This window comes from Colwellia sp. C1TZA3 (assembly GCF_007954265.1).
Classification (GTDB): Bacteria; Pseudomonadota; Gammaproteobacteria; order Enterobacterales; family Alteromonadaceae; genus Cognaticolwellia.
Genome location: NZ_VOLS01000001.1, coordinates 24,435 through 40,802 on the forward strand (window position 1 = coordinate 24,435; position 16,368 = coordinate 40,802).

General features: G+C 41.1%; 24 protein-coding genes. 2 read left to right on the forward strand and 22 right to left on the reverse strand.

Annotated elements, in window-relative coordinates; translation table 11 throughout:
- Positions 1-23 precede the first annotated feature (23 nt).
- The 22 genes from secY to rpsJ form a co-directional block, all read right to left on the reverse strand.
- Positions 24-1,349, reverse strand: coding sequence for a preprotein translocase subunit SecY (gene secY / locus ESZ39_RS00105; protein ID WP_146877769.1), 1,326 nt, complete (start codon positions 1,347-1,349; stop codon positions 24-26).
- 8 nt (positions 1,350-1,357) lie between these two features.
- The gene (gene rplO / locus ESZ39_RS00110; RefSeq protein ID WP_146877770.1) at positions 1,358-1,792 is read right to left on the reverse strand and encodes a 50S ribosomal protein L15; all 435 of its coding nucleotides are present in this window, start codon (positions 1,790-1,792) and stop codon (positions 1,358-1,360) included.
- Between the two features lie 2 nt (positions 1,793-1,794).
- Complete coding sequence (gene rpmD, locus ESZ39_RS00115; protein WP_146877771.1) at positions 1,795-1,974, reverse strand: 50S ribosomal protein L30; 180 nt, start codon at positions 1,972-1,974, stop codon at positions 1,795-1,797.
- Between the two features lie 6 nt (positions 1,975-1,980).
- Positions 1,981-2,490, reverse strand: coding sequence for a 30S ribosomal protein S5 (gene rpsE, locus ESZ39_RS00120; RefSeq protein WP_146877772.1), 510 nt, complete (start codon positions 2,488-2,490; stop codon positions 1,981-1,983).
- Between the two features lie 10 nt (positions 2,491-2,500).
- Positions 2,501-2,854, reverse strand: a complete 354-nt coding sequence (gene rplR / locus ESZ39_RS00125) for a 50S ribosomal protein L18 (protein ID WP_146877773.1) — start codon at positions 2,852-2,854, stop codon at positions 2,501-2,503.
- 9 nt (positions 2,855-2,863) lie between these two features.
- Positions 2,864-3,397, reverse strand: a complete 534-nt coding sequence (rplF, locus tag ESZ39_RS00130; protein ID WP_146877774.1) for a 50S ribosomal protein L6 — start codon at positions 3,395-3,397, stop codon at positions 2,864-2,866.
- Positions 3,398-3,409: 12 nt separating this feature from the next.
- Positions 3,410-3,799, reverse strand: coding sequence for a 30S ribosomal protein S8 (rpsH, locus tag ESZ39_RS00135; RefSeq protein WP_404842454.1), 390 nt, complete (start codon positions 3,797-3,799; stop codon positions 3,410-3,412).
- A 19-nt stretch (positions 3,800-3,818) separates the two neighbouring features.
- The gene (gene rpsN / locus ESZ39_RS00140) at positions 3,819-4,124 is read right to left on the reverse strand and encodes a 30S ribosomal protein S14 (protein WP_146877776.1); all 306 of its coding nucleotides are present in this window, start codon (positions 4,122-4,124) and stop codon (positions 3,819-3,821) included.
- A 4-nt stretch (positions 4,125-4,128) separates the two neighbouring features.
- On the reverse strand, positions 4,129-4,674 hold the full coding sequence (rplE, locus tag ESZ39_RS00145) for a 50S ribosomal protein L5 (protein WP_146877777.1): 546 nt from the start codon (positions 4,672-4,674) through the stop codon (positions 4,129-4,131).
- A gap of 12 nt (positions 4,675-4,686) precedes the next feature.
- Positions 4,687-5,001, reverse strand: a complete 315-nt coding sequence (gene rplX, locus ESZ39_RS00150; RefSeq protein ID WP_146877778.1) for a 50S ribosomal protein L24 — start codon at positions 4,999-5,001, stop codon at positions 4,687-4,689.
- A 12-nt stretch (positions 5,002-5,013) separates the two neighbouring features.
- Complete coding sequence (rplN, locus tag ESZ39_RS00155; protein WP_070375069.1) at positions 5,014-5,382, reverse strand: 50S ribosomal protein L14; 369 nt, start codon at positions 5,380-5,382, stop codon at positions 5,014-5,016.
- Between the two features lie 347 nt (positions 5,383-5,729).
- Positions 5,730-5,981 (reverse strand): 30S ribosomal protein S17, encoded by a 252-nt coding sequence (gene rpsQ, locus ESZ39_RS00160; RefSeq protein ID WP_146877779.1) that lies wholly within the window; start codon positions 5,979-5,981, stop codon positions 5,730-5,732.
- Entirely contained in the window at positions 5,981-6,172 is a 192-nt protein-coding gene (rpmC, locus tag ESZ39_RS00165) for a 50S ribosomal protein L29 (RefSeq protein WP_146877780.1), read from the reverse strand. Before rpmC ends, rpsQ begins: the two co-directional genes overlap by 1 nt.
- Positions 6,172-6,585, reverse strand: a complete 414-nt coding sequence (rplP, locus tag ESZ39_RS00170) for a 50S ribosomal protein L16 (protein WP_146877781.1) — start codon at positions 6,583-6,585, stop codon at positions 6,172-6,174. The genes rpmC and rplP overlap by 1 nt, the downstream gene beginning before the upstream one ends.
- Before the next feature lie 11 nt (positions 6,586-6,596).
- Positions 6,597-7,295: a 30S ribosomal protein S3 gene (gene rpsC, locus ESZ39_RS00175; protein ID WP_146877782.1), complete on the reverse strand. Its 699-nt coding sequence runs from the start codon at positions 7,293-7,295 to the stop codon at positions 6,597-6,599.
- Positions 7,296-7,306: 11 nt separating this feature from the next.
- Complete coding sequence (gene rplV / locus ESZ39_RS00180) at positions 7,307-7,639, reverse strand: 50S ribosomal protein L22 (RefSeq protein WP_146877783.1); 333 nt, start codon at positions 7,637-7,639, stop codon at positions 7,307-7,309.
- 10 nt (positions 7,640-7,649) lie between these two features.
- Positions 7,650-7,925: a 30S ribosomal protein S19 gene (rpsS, locus tag ESZ39_RS00185; RefSeq protein WP_146877784.1), complete on the reverse strand. Its 276-nt coding sequence runs from the start codon at positions 7,923-7,925 to the stop codon at positions 7,650-7,652.
- A gap of 28 nt (positions 7,926-7,953) precedes the next feature.
- Complete coding sequence (gene rplB, locus ESZ39_RS00190; RefSeq protein WP_146877785.1) at positions 7,954-8,778, reverse strand: 50S ribosomal protein L2; 825 nt, start codon at positions 8,776-8,778, stop codon at positions 7,954-7,956.
- A 12-nt stretch (positions 8,779-8,790) separates the two neighbouring features.
- On the reverse strand, positions 8,791-9,093 hold the full coding sequence (rplW, locus tag ESZ39_RS00195) for a 50S ribosomal protein L23 (protein ID WP_146877786.1): 303 nt from the start codon (positions 9,091-9,093) through the stop codon (positions 8,791-8,793).
- Positions 9,090-9,695, reverse strand: coding sequence for a 50S ribosomal protein L4 (rplD, locus tag ESZ39_RS00200; RefSeq protein WP_146877787.1), 606 nt, complete (start codon positions 9,693-9,695; stop codon positions 9,090-9,092). The genes rplW and rplD overlap by 4 nt, the downstream gene beginning before the upstream one ends.
- A gap of 15 nt (positions 9,696-9,710) precedes the next feature.
- Positions 9,711-10,349 carry a 50S ribosomal protein L3 gene (gene rplC / locus ESZ39_RS00205; protein ID WP_081151037.1) on the reverse strand — a complete coding sequence of 213 codons (639 nt, stop codon included), beginning with the start codon at positions 10,347-10,349 and terminating at the stop codon, positions 9,711-9,713.
- A 13-nt stretch (positions 10,350-10,362) separates the two neighbouring features.
- Positions 10,363-10,674 (reverse strand): 30S ribosomal protein S10, encoded by a 312-nt coding sequence (gene rpsJ / locus ESZ39_RS00210; protein ID WP_070375080.1) that lies wholly within the window; start codon positions 10,672-10,674, stop codon positions 10,363-10,365.
- 753 nt (positions 10,675-11,427) lie between these two features.
- Between rpsJ and fusA the strand changes: the two genes are divergently transcribed.
- Positions 11,428-13,527, forward strand: a complete 2,100-nt coding sequence (fusA, locus tag ESZ39_RS00215; RefSeq protein WP_146877788.1) for an elongation factor G — start codon at positions 11,428-11,430, stop codon at positions 13,525-13,527.
- Positions 13,528-13,759: 232 nt separating this feature from the next.
- On the forward strand, positions 13,760-15,763 hold the full coding sequence (locus ESZ39_RS00220) for a methyl-accepting chemotaxis protein (RefSeq protein WP_146877789.1): 2,004 nt from the start codon (positions 13,760-13,762) through the stop codon (positions 15,761-15,763).
- The last annotated feature ends 605 nt before the right edge of the window (positions 15,764-16,368 follow it).

Genomic DNA, 16,368 nt, shown 5'->3' on the forward strand with positions numbered 1-16,368 from the left:
ACTCCGTTACCTAATGACTCAGTCTAACGACCGTAGCCCTTAAGGTTTGCTTTCTTAAGTACATTGTCATATTGATGAGACATCAAATGGGTTTGTACTTGTGCCATAAAATCCATTATCACAACTACAATAATAAGTAGTGATGTGCCGCCAAAGTAAAAATTGACGTCCCATGCCATGATAATAAACTGAGGTACCAAACAGATAAAGGTAATATACATCGCACCAGCTAAGGTTAAGCGAGTCATAACTTTATCGATATATTTTGACGTTTGCTCACCAGGACGGATCCCAGGAATAAACGCACCGGATTTTTTCAGGTTATCTGCCGTTTCACGCGGATTGAAAACAAGCGCCGTGTAAAAGAAACAGAAAAATATTATCGCAGCAGCAAGTAACATGACATATAACGGCTGTCCTGGAGAAATAGCAATTGATACTTCTTGTAGGAAATCAGCAACCATACCTTCACCTTGGCCAAACCAGCTCGCAAGCGTGCCTGGAAACAAGATAATACTTGAAGCGAAAATTGGTGGAATAACACCTGCCATATTTACTTTGAGCGGTAAATGCGTGCTTTGGGCAGCGAAAACCTTACGGCCTTGCTGACGTTTAGCATAGTTAACAACAATACGTCGTTGACCACGTTCCACAAATACTACAAAGAAAGTAGTAGCAAATATAATTACGCCAATCAGCAATAATACTAATAAGTGCAATTCACCTTGACGCGCCGCCTCTGCTGTTTGAGCAACAGCTGACGGCATACCAGCAACTATACCTGCGAATATCAAGACAGAGATACCGTTACCAATACCGCGTTCAGTAATTTGTTCACCTAACCACATTAGAAACATGGTACCAGTAACCAAACTTACTACCGCAGCAAAGTAGAATGCAAACCCTGCGTCCATTACTAGACCTGGCATCATTCCCGGTAAACTTCTTGCTATTGCAATTGATTGTACAGTCGCTAGAACTAAAGTGCCGTAGCGGGTGTATTGACTGATTTTACGTCGTCCAGCTTCACCTTCCTTTTTCAATTCTGCCATTGCCGGGTGCATGACCGTAAGCAATTGCATAATGATTGAAGCTGAAATGTACGGCATAATACCCAGTGCCAATACAGAGGCTCGCTCAAGTGCACCACCAGAGAACATGTTAAACATCTCTACAATGGTGCCCTTTTGTTGATCGAACAACTGAGCTAATACAGCGGCGTCAATACCAGGGATTGGCACAAATGTTCCCAAACGAAGCACAATAAGTGCACCGAATACAAACCACAATCTTTGTTTAAGCTCAGACAAGCCGCCTTTTGCTTTATTATCAATTCCTGGTGTAGCCATAACCTGTACTATTCCTCGATTTTTCCGCCTGCCGCTTCAATAGCTGCACGTGCGCCTTTAGTAACACCTAAACCACGTACGGTAATTGGACGTGCGATATCACCAGAGAGCATGATCTTCACAAACACAATATTACGTGTGATTAAGTTAGCATCTTTAAGGGCAAAGATATCGACAACATCACCTGTGATGTTGTTTAGTTCATGTAGACGTACTTCAGCGCTAACTAAAGATTTACGTGACGTGAAACCAAACTTAGGTAAACGTTGTTTCAATGGCATTTGACCGCCTTCAAAACCAGGACGTACACTACCGCCAGAACGAGACTTCTGACCTTTGTGACCGCGACCACCTGTTTTACCTATGCCAGAACCAATACCACGCCCGCAGCGTTTCTTGGCTTTCTTAGCACCTGGTGCAGGAGATAAAGTATTTAAATGCATTATTAATCCTCCACCTTAATCATATAAGATACTTGATTAATCATACCGCGTACAGAGGGAGTATCTTCTAACTCTACTGTTTGACGAATACGACGTAAACCAAGACCTTTTAATGTAGCTCTATGCTTCGGTAAACGACCGATAGAACTTTTTAACTGAGTTATTTTAACTGTTTTAGCCATGCTCAATTACCCCAAGATATCTGAAACGCTTTTGCCACGTTTTGCTGCAACAGCTTCAGGCGAATGCATATTCGCAAGAGCAGATACAGTAGCGCGAACTACGTTTATTGGGTTAGTAGAACCGTATGCTTTTGACAATACGTTCTGTACGCCTGCAACTTCAAGTACTGCACGCATAGCGCCACCGGCGATAATACCTGTACCTTCAGAAGCTGGTTGCATGTAAACTTTAGAACCAGAATGCTTGCCAATAATGACATGCTGAAGAGTAGTACCCTTCAAATCTACGGTTACTAAATTACGACGCGCTTTTTCCATTGCTTTTTGGATTGCAGCAGGCACTTCACGTGCTTTACCGTAACCAAAACCAACGCGACCAGCACCATCACCAACTACGGTTAATGCTGTGAAACTGAAAATACGTCCACCTTTAACCACTTTTGAAACGCGGTTAACTGCGATTAGCTTTTCAGCCATATCACTTTGTTGTGAGTTTTCTTGATTATGATTAGCCATTATCAACCCCCTAAAACTGAAGACCAGCTTCGCGAGCTGCATCTGCTAACGCTTTCACGCGACCATGGTAACGGAAACCTGAACGGTCAAAAGCAACACTAGTGATGCCTTTAGCTACTGCACGTTCTGCAATAGCCTTACCTACAGCCGTAGCTGCTTCAACGTTGCCTGTTTTTTCTAACTGAGCACTAACTTCTTTGTCTAAAGTAGACGCTGATGCGATTACTTCAGAACCTGATGGTGCGATCAATTGCGCGTAAATATGACGAGGAGTACGGAATACAACTAAACGATTCGCACCCAACTCGCTAATTTTTGCACGAGAGCGTTTAGCTCTGCGCAAACGAGATGTTTTCTTATCCATAGTATTACCCTACTTCTTCTTAGCTTCTTTACGACGGACATTCTCATCGCTATAACGAATTCCTTTACCTTTATAAGGCTCAGGCTTACGGTATGCGCGGATGTCCGCTGCAGTTTGACCGACCAACTGTTTATCAGCACCTTTCAGTATGATTTCAGTTTGGGTAGGAGTTTCAACGGTAATCCCTTCAGGGATTGCGTGCTCGACCGGATGTGAAAAACCTAAAGATAAGTTTAAAACCTTACCTGCAGCTTTAGCACGGTAACCAACACCGTTTAACAATAATTTTCTTTCAAAACCTTTGCTAACACCTTCAACCATATTATTGATTAAAGCGCGTACCGTTCCGGCTTGAGACCAAGCGCCTTTGGTATCGGCAACGATATTTGTGATGATGTCATTCTCTTCTTGAGAAACAACAACGGCACTATGGATCGTATGCGACAACTCGCCAATTGGACCTTTAACTTTGATGTCTTGACCTGATAACGTAATAGTAACGCCAGCAGGGATTGCGACAGGTGCTTTTGCAACACGAGACATAATTCTGCTCCTTTACTCTACGAAACCAAGAACTTCACCGCCAAGACCCGCATTGCGAGCGGCGCGATCAGTCATTAGACCTTTAGAAGTAGAAATAATTGCGATACCCATTCCCGCTAATACTTTAGGAAGCTCTTGAGCTCCTTTGTATACGCGAAGACCTGGACGTGAAACACGTTTGATCACTTCAATTACTTCTTTACCTTCAAAATATTTCAATTCTACAGTTAGCTCAGGCTTTGCATCGCTTGAAACTGTAAACTCTGAAATGTAACCTTCTTCTTTAAGCAAGTTGGCAAGTGCAACTTTTACCTTAGAAGATGGCATTTTTACTGCAGTCTTTGCTGCAGATTGACCGTTGCGGATGCGTGTAAACATGTCCGCGATAGGATCAGTCATCATAACCATTTACTCCCGTGAATTACCAACTAGCTTTCTTAAGACCTGGAACTTCACCGCGCATCATAGTTTCACGTAATTTAATACGACTTAAACCAAATTTACGTAAGAAACCATGTGGACGGCCAGTAATGTTACAACGGTTACGTTGACGACTACTGCTCGAATCACGAGGTAAACTTTGAAGTTTCAATACAGCATCCCAGCGATCTTCTTCAGAAGAATCAGCACCAGAGATGATAGCTTTTAGTGCACTACGCTTTTCAGCATATTGTGCGACTAACTTGGTTCTTTTAGCTTCACGAGCCTTCATTGACGTTTTAGCCATAACTCTACACCTTCTTCTTAAATGGGAAGTTAAAGGCAGCCATTAATGCATGACCCTCTTCATTATTCTTCGCACTTGTAGTGATAGTGATATCCATTCCGCGAATTTTATCGATTTTATCGTACTCGATTTCAGGGAAAATGATTTGCTCACGTACGCCCATGCTGTAGTTACCACGGCCATCGAATGACTTAGGGTTTAAGCCACGGAAATCGCGGATACGAGGAATAGAAATAGAGATTAAACGCTCTAAAAATTCCCACATACGTTCGCCACGTAGAGTTACTTTTGTGCCTATAGGATAGCCTTCACGAATTTTGAAGCCCGCAACTGATTTGCGTGCTACTGTCGTGACCGGCTTTTGACCTGAGATTGCAGTAAGATCATTTGTGGCGTGTTCTAAAACTTTTTTATCAGAAATAGCTTCGCCAACACCCATGTTAAGGGTGATCTTTTCAATCCGAGGGACTTGCATGACACTTTTATAACCAAATTGCTTTTGCAATTCAGCTACAACTGTATCTTTATATAAATCATGCAGTTTCGCCATCGTTTACTCCAATTAAATTAATTCGTTATTAGATTTGAAAAAACGTGCTTTTTTGCCGTCTTCATCTCTAAAACCAACACGATCTGCTTTGCCCGTAGCCGGGTTAACAATCGCAACGTTGGATACATTTAAAGGTGCTTCTTTTTCAACAATCCCACCAGGCTGCTGTAACTGAGGTACAGGCTTAGTGTGCTTCTTGATTAAGTTGATACCTTCAACAAATACTTTGCTGTCTTCAACAAGAACTTTGGTCACTTTACCAGTTTTGCCCTTGTCTTTACCTGCAAGTACGATTACTTCATCATCACGACGAATCTTAGATGCCATTATCGTGACTCCTTATAGTACTTCTGGTGCAAGTGAAACAATTTTCATGAATTTTTCATTACGAAGTTCACGAGTCACAGGACCGAAAATACGAGTACCAATTGGTTGTAAGTTAGCATTTAACATTACAGCCGCATTTTCATCAAAACGGATGGTAGAACCATCTGAACGACGAACACCTTTCTTAGTGCGCACCACTACTGCAGTTAGGACATCACCTTTTTTAACTTTGCCGCGAGGATTTGATTCCTTCACTGCAATTTTAATGATGTCACCAATGCGTGCGTAGCGACGGTGCGAACCACCAAGAACCTTTATACATTGTACACGTCGAGCGCCGCTGTTATCAGCTACGTTCAGTTGTGATTGCATTTGGATCATTTAATATGTCTCCGCTAAATTATCTCATAAAAGATTAAATTCAAGGCCAGAAATTTGACCCGTCACTGCCTTCTAAATCCCACTCACAACGAGCGGGCGCGAGATTATAACACCGGTGATTTAAAAGTGATACTTTATTTAGCTAAAAAGTAACCACTATGCTAGGAAGGGTCTGTAGAATGATTGCTGGCACTATAACGGGGAAATGCACTATATAAGGGCTGTTAATAATTAATGATGTGGCATAAATATAGTTTTAAAAAAGGTATAAATAATTTTTGTCAAAAAAAAAGGCTCTGCAGAAGCAGAGCCTTTTTAAAGTTCTTATTGTGAATTAGAGCCGGCGATTAAGCTTTTTCTAATACGCTTACCAAAGTCCAAGACTTAGTCTTAGAAATTGGTGCACATTCACGAATAGAAACTAAATCACCAGCTGCACATTGGTTAGTTTCATCATGCGCTTTCAACTTAGTTGAACGCGTCATGTACTTACCGTACATAGGGTGCTTAACACGTCGTTCGATCAGGACAGTGATAGACTTATCCATTTTGTCACTGACGACACGACCTTGTAGTGTACGAATTTTTGCTTCGCTCATTACTTACCTGCCTTCTCAGTTATGATAGTCTTAACACGCGCGATGTTACGGCGTACATTTCTTTGCAAATGAGTTTGCGTTAACTGGCCTGTGCTTGCTTGCATGCGATAGTTAAACTGTTCGCGTAACAACTCAAGCAATTCAGCGTTTAGCGCTTCAATGCTTTTTTCTTTCAATTCACTAGCTTTCATTACATCACCGTTCTAGTTACGAAAGTTGTTTTGAACGGAAGTTTAGCTGCTGCTAAAGCAAATGCTTCACGAGCAATCTCTTCCGAAACACCTTCCATTTCATAAAGAACACGACCAGGTAGAATTTGGCATACCCAATATTCCACTGAACCTTTACCTTTACCCATACGAACTTCAAGAGGTTTTTTAGTAATTGGCTTATCAGGGAATACACGGATCCAGATTTTACCTTGACGCTTCACGTGACGAGTCATTGCTCGACGAGCCGCTTCAATTTGACGCGCAGTCATACGACCACGTTCCATTGATTTTAACCCGAAAGTACCGAAGCTTACTGAACTACCTACATGTGCAAGACCGCGGTTACGCATTTTAAATTGCTTGCGGAACTTAGTACGTTTTGGTTGTAACATTACTTATTCCCCTACTTACTGGTCTTGCGGTTAGGTTTTCTTTTAGGCTTAGCAGCTGGTTGCTCTACTTGTAATGGCATGTTGCCAATTACTTCGCCTTTAAAGATCCATACTTTGATACCAATAACACCGTAAGTGGTATCAGCACGCGCAATTGAGTAATCAATGTCAGCACGTAAAGTGTGTAATGGAACACGACCTTCACGATACCATTCAGCACGTGCAATATCTGCACCGCCTAAACGACCACTTACTTGTACTTTGATGCCTTTTGCGCCTAAACGCATAGCATTTTGTACAGCACGTTTCATCGCACGACGGAACATTACACGACGTTCTAATTGACTAGCGATGCTGTCAGCAACAAGCTGCGAATCCATTTCTGGCTTACGCACTTCGGCAATGTTGATTTGAGCAGGAACACCGGCAATTTTAGAAACTGCTAAACGTAGTTTCTCAACATCTTCGCCTTTCTTACCGATTACAACACCCGGACGAGCCGTGTGTATTGTAACGCGGATAGATTTAGCTGGACGTTCAATTACAATTTTTGATAATGAAGCACGCTTAAGCTTTTCAGTTAAATATTCACGAACCAAATGGTCACCGTGTAAATTAGCTGCGAAATCTTTAGTACTTGCAAACCAAGTAGACGCGAAAGGTTTCGTGATACCTAAGCGAATACCATTTGGATGGACTTTTTGACCCATTCTAATATCTCCTAGCTATCAGATACAATCACAGTAATGTGACTTGTACGCTTAAGGATTCGATCCGCGCGACCTTTCGCACGAGGCTTAATACGTTTCATTGTTGGACCATCGTCAACCATAATAGTTTTTACGATAAGTTCATCAATGTCTGCACCTTCGTTGTGCTCTGCGTTAGCAATAGCTGAATCAAGTACTTTTTTAACCAAAACGGCAGCAGCTTTGTTGCTGAATGTTAAGATTTCAAGTGCTTTTTCAACATGCAAGCCGCGGATTTGATCCACAACTAAGCGTGCTTTTTGTGCAGAGCCACGGGCAAATTTATGTGTAGCAATTGCTTCCATCTAATTTCCCCTATCTCTTCGCTTTCTTATCCGCGACATGGCCACGGTAAGTACGAGTTGGTGCAAATTCACCTAATTTGTGACCGATCATTTCATCAGTTACAAATACAGGTACGTGTTGACGGCCATTATGGACGGCGATGGTCAATCCGATCATCGTAGGGATGATCATTGAACGACGAGACCAAGTTTTAATTGGCTTTTTAATCCCGCTTTCCACCGCTGTCTCTACCTTCGTCAACAAGTGTAGGTCTATAAATGGACCTTTCTTGAGAGAACGTGGCATGGTGATTCCTCTTTAATTAAAAGTACTATTATTTAGCACGACGACGCACGATAAATTTATCGGTACGCTTGTTAGAACGAGTCTTGTAACCTTTAGTTGGTACACCCCAAGGTGATACCGGGTGACGACCGCCTGATGTTTTACCTTCACCACCACCGTGTGGGTGATCAACTGGGTTCATGGCAACACCACGAACAGTTGGGCGAACACCACGCCAGCGTGAAGCACCAGCTTTACCCAAAGAGCGAAGCATGTGTTCAGCGTTGCCGATTTCACCTAAAGTAGCACGACAATCTGACTCTATTTTACGCATTTCACCAGAGCGAAGACGTAAAGTGACATAAGCACCGTCTTTAGCAACTAGTTGAGCATAAGTACCAGCAGCACGTGCAATTTGCGCGCCCTTACCAGGTTTAAGTTCGATTGCGTGAACAACACTACCTAATGGTGTGTTGCGCAATGGTAAAGTGTTACCTGGCTTAATAGGAGCATCGACACCAGACTGGATTGAATCTCCAGCTTTCAAGCCTTTAGGGGCTAAGATGTAACGACGTTCGCCATCAGCGTAAAGTACTAGTGCAATATTTGCACTACGGTTTGGATCATATTCCAAACGTTCTACTTTTGCAGGGATACCATCTTTATTACGTTTAAAGTCAACCATACGATAATGTTGCTTGTGTCCACCACCAATGTGACGAACAGTAATGCGACCATTATTGTTACGACCACCAGACTTAGACTTAGTGTCTAGTAATGGTGCGTAAGGCTTACCTTTATGCAACTCCGTGTTTACCACTTTAACAACGTGGCGACGACCCGGAGAAGTAGGTTTACATTTAACTATAGCCATTTTCGTAAACTCCTATGATTCCGCGCCAACGAAGTTGATGTCGCTGCCTTCAGCAAGTGTAACGTATGCTTTTTTCCAATCGCTTCTGCGACCAAAACGAGCACCAGTACGTTTTACTTTGCCTTTGACATTTAATGTGCGAACACCATCAACTGAAACTTCAAAAAGTTTCTCAACAGCAGCTTTGATTTCAGCTTTAGTAGCAGTAGTAGCAACTTTGAAAACAACGGTGTTGTTAACTTCAGAAGCCATAGTGCTTTTCTCAGAAATGTTCGGTGCTAAAAGCACTTTCAGTAAACGTTCTTCGTTTATCATCCTAACATCTCCTCAAGTTGCTTAACTGCTGATGCAGTCATCAAAACTTTTTCGAAACCTACCAAGCTAACTGGGTCAATACCGTCTACGTCACGAACGTCAACTTTATACAAGTTGCGTGCTGATAAGAACAAGTTCTCATCAACGTCTGGAGTAACGATTAATACGTCTTTTAGCTCCAGTGCGTTTAGTTTAGCTACTAACTCTTTAGTTTTTGGTGTTTCAACTGTAAAATTTTCTACCACAATCAAGCGTTCTTGACGAACTAACTCAGAAAGGATGCTTTTAATCGCACCACGGTACATTTTACGGTTTACTTTTTGGCTGTGATCCTGTGGCTTAGCAGCGAATGTTACGCCACCTGTACGCCAAATTGGACCACGACTAGTACCAGCACGTGCACGGCCAGTACCTTTTTGACGCCATGGTTTTGCGCCACCGCCACTAACTTCTGAACGAGTCTTTTGAGCACGAGTACCTGCACGAGCACCAGCTGCATAAGCAACTACTACTTGGTGTACAAGAGCTTCATTAAACTCAAGTCCAAAAGTTGTTTCAGAAACTTCAAGAGCGCCTGAAGCGTCTTTTAATGCTAATTCCATCACAAATCTCCTGGACTAGGCTTTAACAGCTGGTTTGATGATTACGCTACCGTTGATTGCACCCGGAACCGCACCTTTAATAAGGAGCAAGTTACGTTCTGCATCAACACGAACCAATTCAAGGTTTTGCGTAGTAACTTTCGCAGCACCCATGTGACCAGACATTTTTTTGCCTTTGAAAACACGACCTGGTGTTTGACACATACCTATCGAACCGTTTGAGCGGTGAGATAGTGAGTTACCATGAGTCGCATCTTGCATTGAAAAATTCCAACGCTTAATACCACCTTGGAAACCTTTACCTTTTGAGGTGCCAGTAACATCTACTAATTTCGTGTCATTAAATAACTCAACAGTGATTTCACTGCCAGTTACAAGACCTTCGCCTTCATTTGCATTTAAGCGGAATTCCCACAGGCCACGGCCTGCTTCGATACCAGCTTTCGCAAAATGACCGGCTGTTGGCTTGTTAACACGGTTAGCTTTTTTGCTTCCCGTAGTAACTTGAAGCGCCGAATAACCATCGTTGTCAACAGTTTTAACCTGAGCAACACGGTTCGCTTCAACTTCTAGGACGGTTACAGGAGTAGATACGCCATCTTCAGAGAAGATGCGAGTCATGCCCACTTTACGTCCAACTAGACCTATAGTCATGTTAAAACTCCTATTAACCCAAGCTGATTTGAACATCAACACCAGCGGCAAGATCTAAACGCATTAATGCATCTACAGTCTTCTCAGTTGGCTCTACGATATCAATCATACGTTTGTGAGTACGAATTTCGTACTGATCACGTGCATCTTTGTTAACGTGTGGTGAAGTCAAGATAGTGAAACGTTCTTTGCGTGTAGGCAGTGGAATTGGACCACGAACCTGAGCGCCAGTACGTTTAGCAGTATCAACGATTTCAGCTGTTGATTGATCAATCAAACGATGATCGAACGCTTTCAAACGAATGCGAATTCTTTGATTTGACATTTAGACAAATCCCCATTTTAAAGAACAACAAAATACTACCCATCACCTTTTTATGTAAAAGGGGGGAGTATCGCTATAACATTCAACTCCATATCGGAGCTGCTGTGTGTTAACTATTAATAATTTAAACTAATACGCTAACTGATAAACACGCAAAGACAAGCTCAACGTGGAGGCGTAGTATACAGGGAGCGATGATAATTTCAACTATTTATTTAAAGGTATTAGAAGATATATTCGCTCCACTTCAAAATACCGATTTGTGCAAATCAAGAAAAGATTAATGGTGGCATACATCAAAGGCAACACCCTGGGTGGTTAAGATGAAACAAAGCAGGTTGTCAAAGCAGGATGTCAAAACATGAGTCATTATTTATTGTTTATTGTTTAAATCAAAGACACAGGAGATAATTCTTTATAGGCTAGCTGAAGTCTGTATTTTAGGTTACATCGAGTACGTAGCAAACATTAAAATGATATTTAAACCGACATTGTCGTGATTGATGCGTAATAATCGTTTCTAACACACATTTAATAGTCCTATATAAGCAGAGCTATTGGTTTGTTAATTTTGGCTTTGTTATCTCAATACCACCAAATTTGCTGCATATATGACCTTTTTTACTGCGCTGAACAAAAATTAACAAACTTAAATGATTTTTTATGTCGATTTTCATTAAGTAATGATATACTCGCGCGCAAATTTTCAACAATTCCACTTCTTTTAGTGATTCAATAAAATAGAGTAAAGTAATGGCAGATTTATCTAAATACAGAAACATTGGTATCTTCGCTCACGTTGATGCGGGTAAAACCACAACAACTGAACGTATCTTAAAACTTACGGGTCAGATCCATAAAACAGGTGAAGTACATGACGGTGAATCTACGACTGACTTCATGGAACAAGAAGCTGAGCGCGGTATTACCATCCAGTCTGCTGCGGTAAGCTGTTTTTGGAACGATCACCGTTTTAACGTAATTGATACTCCTGGTCACGTTGATTTCACCGTTGAAGTTTACCGTTCACTTAAAGTGCTTGATGGTGGTGTTGGTGTATTTTGTGGCTCTGGTGGTGTTGAGCCACAATCAGAAACTAACTGGCGTTATGCGAATGACTCAAAAGTTGCCCGTATTATCTTTGTAAACAAATTAGACCGTCTTGGTGCTGATTTTTATCGTGTTGTTAAACAAACTGAAACAGTACTTGGTGCTAACCCACTTATCATGGTTTTACCAATTGGTGAAGAAGATGAGTTTGTTGGTATTGTTGACCTACTTACCCGTAAAGCATGGATATGGGATGAAACCGGTCTTCCAGAGAACTTCGAAATCACAGATGTGCCTGCAGACATGGTTGATAAAGTAGAAGAATACCGCGAAATGCTGCTTGAAACTGCTCTTGAGCAAGATGATGATCTTTTCGAAGCATATTTAGAAGAAGGCACAGAGCCTTCTATGGAAGATATCAAACGTTGTATCCGTAAAGGCACACGTACTATGGATTTCTTCCCTACTTACTGTGGTTCTGCTTTTAAGAACAAAGGTATTCAAAATATTCTTGATGCCGTTGTTGATTATTTGCCGTCACCAGTGGATGTTGATCCACAGCCACTTACTGATGAAGAAGGTGAGCCTAATGGTAAATACGCAATCGTTTCTGCAGATGAAACATTCAAAGCGTTAGCATTCAAAATCACTGATGACCGTTTTGGTACTTTAACTTTCGTACGTATCTATTCAGGTACATTGAAGAAAGGCGATACCATACTTAATGCTGCAACAGGAAAAACTGAGCGTGTTGGCCGTATGTGTGAAATGCAAGCTGATGACCGTAACGAACTTACTTCAGCTCAAGCTGGTGATATCATCGCAATTGTTGGTATGAAAAGTAATGTTCAGACAGGTCACACATTATGTGATCCCAAGCACCCTATCGTCCTAGAAGCTATGGTGTTCCCTAAGCCTGTAATTTCAATCTCTGTAACACCAAAAGATAAAGGTTCAACTGAGAAAATGGGTATTGCTATCGGTAAAATGGTTGCTGAAGATCCAACATTCCAAGTTGAAACTGACGTAGATTCAGGTGAAACAATCTTATCTGGTATGGGTGAACTTCACCTAGATATCAAAGTAGATATTCTAAAACGTACCTACGGTGTTGAATTAGCTGTTGGTAAACCACAAGTTGCTTACCGTGAAACTATTACTCAAGAAATTGAAGATAGCTACACCCATAAGAAGCAATCGGGTGGTTCTGGTCAATTTGGTAAAATTGATTATTTCATCCGTCCAGGCGAGCCAAACTCTGGTTTTACATTCTCATCAAAAGTTGTTGGTGGTAATGTACCAAAAGAATTCTTCCCGGCTATTGAAAAAGGCTTCAAAGGCATGATGGATACTGGTGTTCTTGCTGGTTTCCCTGTGCTTGACGTTGAAATTGAATTATACGATGGTGGCTTCCATGCTGTCGATTCATCTGCTGTTGCATTTGAACTCGCTGCTCGTGGTGCTTTCCGTCAATCAATTCCAAAAGCTGGTGCCCAGTTAATCGAACCTATCATGAAAGTTGATGTGTTTACGCCTGATGATCACGTTGGTGATGTTATTGGTGATTTAAACCGTCGTCGTGGCATGATCGCAGGTCAAGATGCCGGTATTTCTGGTGTTCGTATTAAAGCTGACGTTCCTCTTTCAGAAATGTTCGGTTACATCGGAACTTTACGTACAATGACATCAGGTCGTGGTCAATTCTCTATGGAATTCTCTCACTACTCTCCATGTCCAAACAACGTAGCAGAAGCCGTTATTGCTGAAGTAAAAGAAATGAAAGCAGCTAAAGCTAAAAAGTAATTCCCTTACTTTTAGTCTTTTTATAAAAGGATGCTACGGCATCCTTTTTTATTGCCTGAAATATCCTTAGCAAGCACCTGCAAAATCTAGCCATAAGATAAAGCACATGATACTATTTTCTTTAAGTGCTGATATTTTCTGATTGTTTCATCCATTTGTTATTGCTGGCGTTATTATTGAAGCTAGTACACTCTACCCCTTAATAAAATTAATTAAATAGGTATAAAATAGTATGTTCAATTTTTTTAGCCGTTCGATAATGCGCCAATTGGTCATTACCATATCAAGCGCGGTTGCCGTGCTACTGGTCATTACCTCATTTTTTATTTTATCCAATGTTAGTGACAACACCAGAGAGCGACTCATCTCTGATATAGAAAATATTGTTACTTTGCAATCCACTAAAGTGAAAGAGTTCTTTGTAGCAAAAGGCCAAATAAATCATAGTGTATTTTCCAACCCCTTGGTTATTGATTGGTTTAAAAGCTACGATAAACGACTGTCCAATATTAATGATAATAAACAATACCAAGATGTTACCCGCTATTTTAAATTCTTTTCAGAAGCAGACCCTGCAATAAAAAGTGTATTTTTTGGTAGTGAGAATACTCATGAATATTTTGATCTCAATGGTCGTTATGACGATGCAAAATATTTCACCAATGAGCGGCCATGGTGGTCAAGTAGTCTTAGCGCAGCAAGAATGTATGTTACTGAACCCGCAGTTGACAATAACGACGGTTCAATTTCAGCAACCATTACTTCTCCCTACTATTTACCCAATGGTCAATTATTAGGTATTGGCGGTATGGACATTTTAATTACCACTATAGGTGATGATTTGCTCGCCCCGATTAAATACAAAAACCAAGGTGAAGCCTTCTTAATGACAGACACAGGTAAGTTAGTCTTCTTTCCTGGCTTTAATAATGATTTCAAACCAGGTGATTCTATGGCCAGTGTCGATAGCCATTTCTCTAACACATCAGGCTTTTCACAATTACAAACAACCCTTGCACAAAATGATAGTGGTATTACCCAAGTTTCTTTACGTGGCATAAATTATCAAGTTATTTTTAATCAAGTGAAAAGCGAATACCCCTTAATGAATTGGAAGCTTGGCTTTTTAGTTCCCGAGCAACTTATATCACAACCAGTGGAGGCCGCCTTTAGGTCTTCTGTTGCTATCGTTGTCGCGATTATTATTATGATTGCCATCGTGGTGTGGCTAAGCGTATTACCTTTCGTTAAGCGCATAACAAGCCTTAGAAATGCCATGAAAGATATTGCTGATGGCGATGGTGATTTAACCCAAAGGATAGCGCCATTAAAAAATGATGAAATTGGCAAGTTGGTTGATGAATTTAATATTTTTGTTGATTCAATTCAACAACTGGTAAGCCGAACTGTCACTATTACTAGAGAGGTATCATCTTCAAGTGACGCTGCAGAGAAAATTGGCAAAAAAACCGCTAATATTGTTGAAGCGCAAAAACGAGAAATAGATCTTGTTGCCACTGCAGCCACCGAGTTAGCTCAAACAAGCATCGATATATCTAATAACACCAATTATTCAAAGCAACTGGTCACTAGTGCTGAAGAAAAAGTAGCCTTAGGCTCTGATGTTGTTAACCAAGCTACCATTGGTATTCAACAACTTTCAAATAATGTTGATGACGCATCACAAGTTGTGCAACAGTTAAAAACAGGCACACAAACCATTGGTGATGTTGTCACCGTAATACGCAGTATTGCTGAACAAACCAATTTATTAGCGTTAAACGCCGCCATTGAAGCAGCTAGAGCCGGAGAACAAGGCCGAGGCTTTGCTGTTGTTGCTGACGAGGTTCGCACGCTTGCGTCACGCACACAAGAATCTACCGCCAATATCCAACGTATCATTGAAGAGCTACAAGCGACAGCGGTAAATGCTGTTGCAGTGATGGAGTCGAGCTGTCTGCAGGCAGAGAATAGTGTGCAATTAACACAACAAGTACAACAAGTGTTAGCTGATATTGCTGAGGTTATTGGTCAGTTTCAGAGTCAAACTTTTGAAGTGGCTCATGCAGTGGAACAGCAAGCGAATGTAGCCGAAGAAGTGTCAAAAAACATTGAAAACGTCAGGGTATTAACTGACGATACTGTTGATGTTTCAACCACAATGAAAGCGAGTCTAGCAGATTTATCTGGTCAAGCGCATTCATTGTCAAAAGTCGTCAACCAGTTTAACGTCTAGCCTAGACAAAAGTTCTGTGGCAGACTAAAAGTCGCCATGGTGTAAATTCATGGGTGATTAAACGCACAAAATAATAGGTAGCTTTCCACTCAAGCTGCCTATTTTTAGGTGTATTCTAACCTTCTTTTATCTTATGTGTGTCTCTTAAAAACTTAATAATACCAATTTGATTAACCTGGTATAACCTCAATAAGTGATAGCGATAAAGCAGATAAGTTCAACTGCACCTTTCTATCATTGCCCACATAAGAGCTATACCCAGCAACAATCAACCGATCTACTTTGCTAAAATAAACCCACAAAACAAAGAAGACGCCGAAGCGTCTTTTTAAGTATTAGTGAAGACTACAATTAAGCGATAACTCGTTAAGGTAAAAGCAGATACAACACCAGCAACTACTGGCCAATATCTGCTTAACTCTAGCTTCTAGTCCACAAAAAAAAAAGACGCCGAAGCGTCTTTTTAAGTATTAGTGAAGACTAAAATTAAGCGATAACTCGTTAAGGTAAAAGCAGATACAACACCAGCAACTACTGGCCAATATCTGCTTAACTCTAGCTTCTAGTCCACAAAACAAAAAAGACGCCGAAGCGTCTTTTTAAGT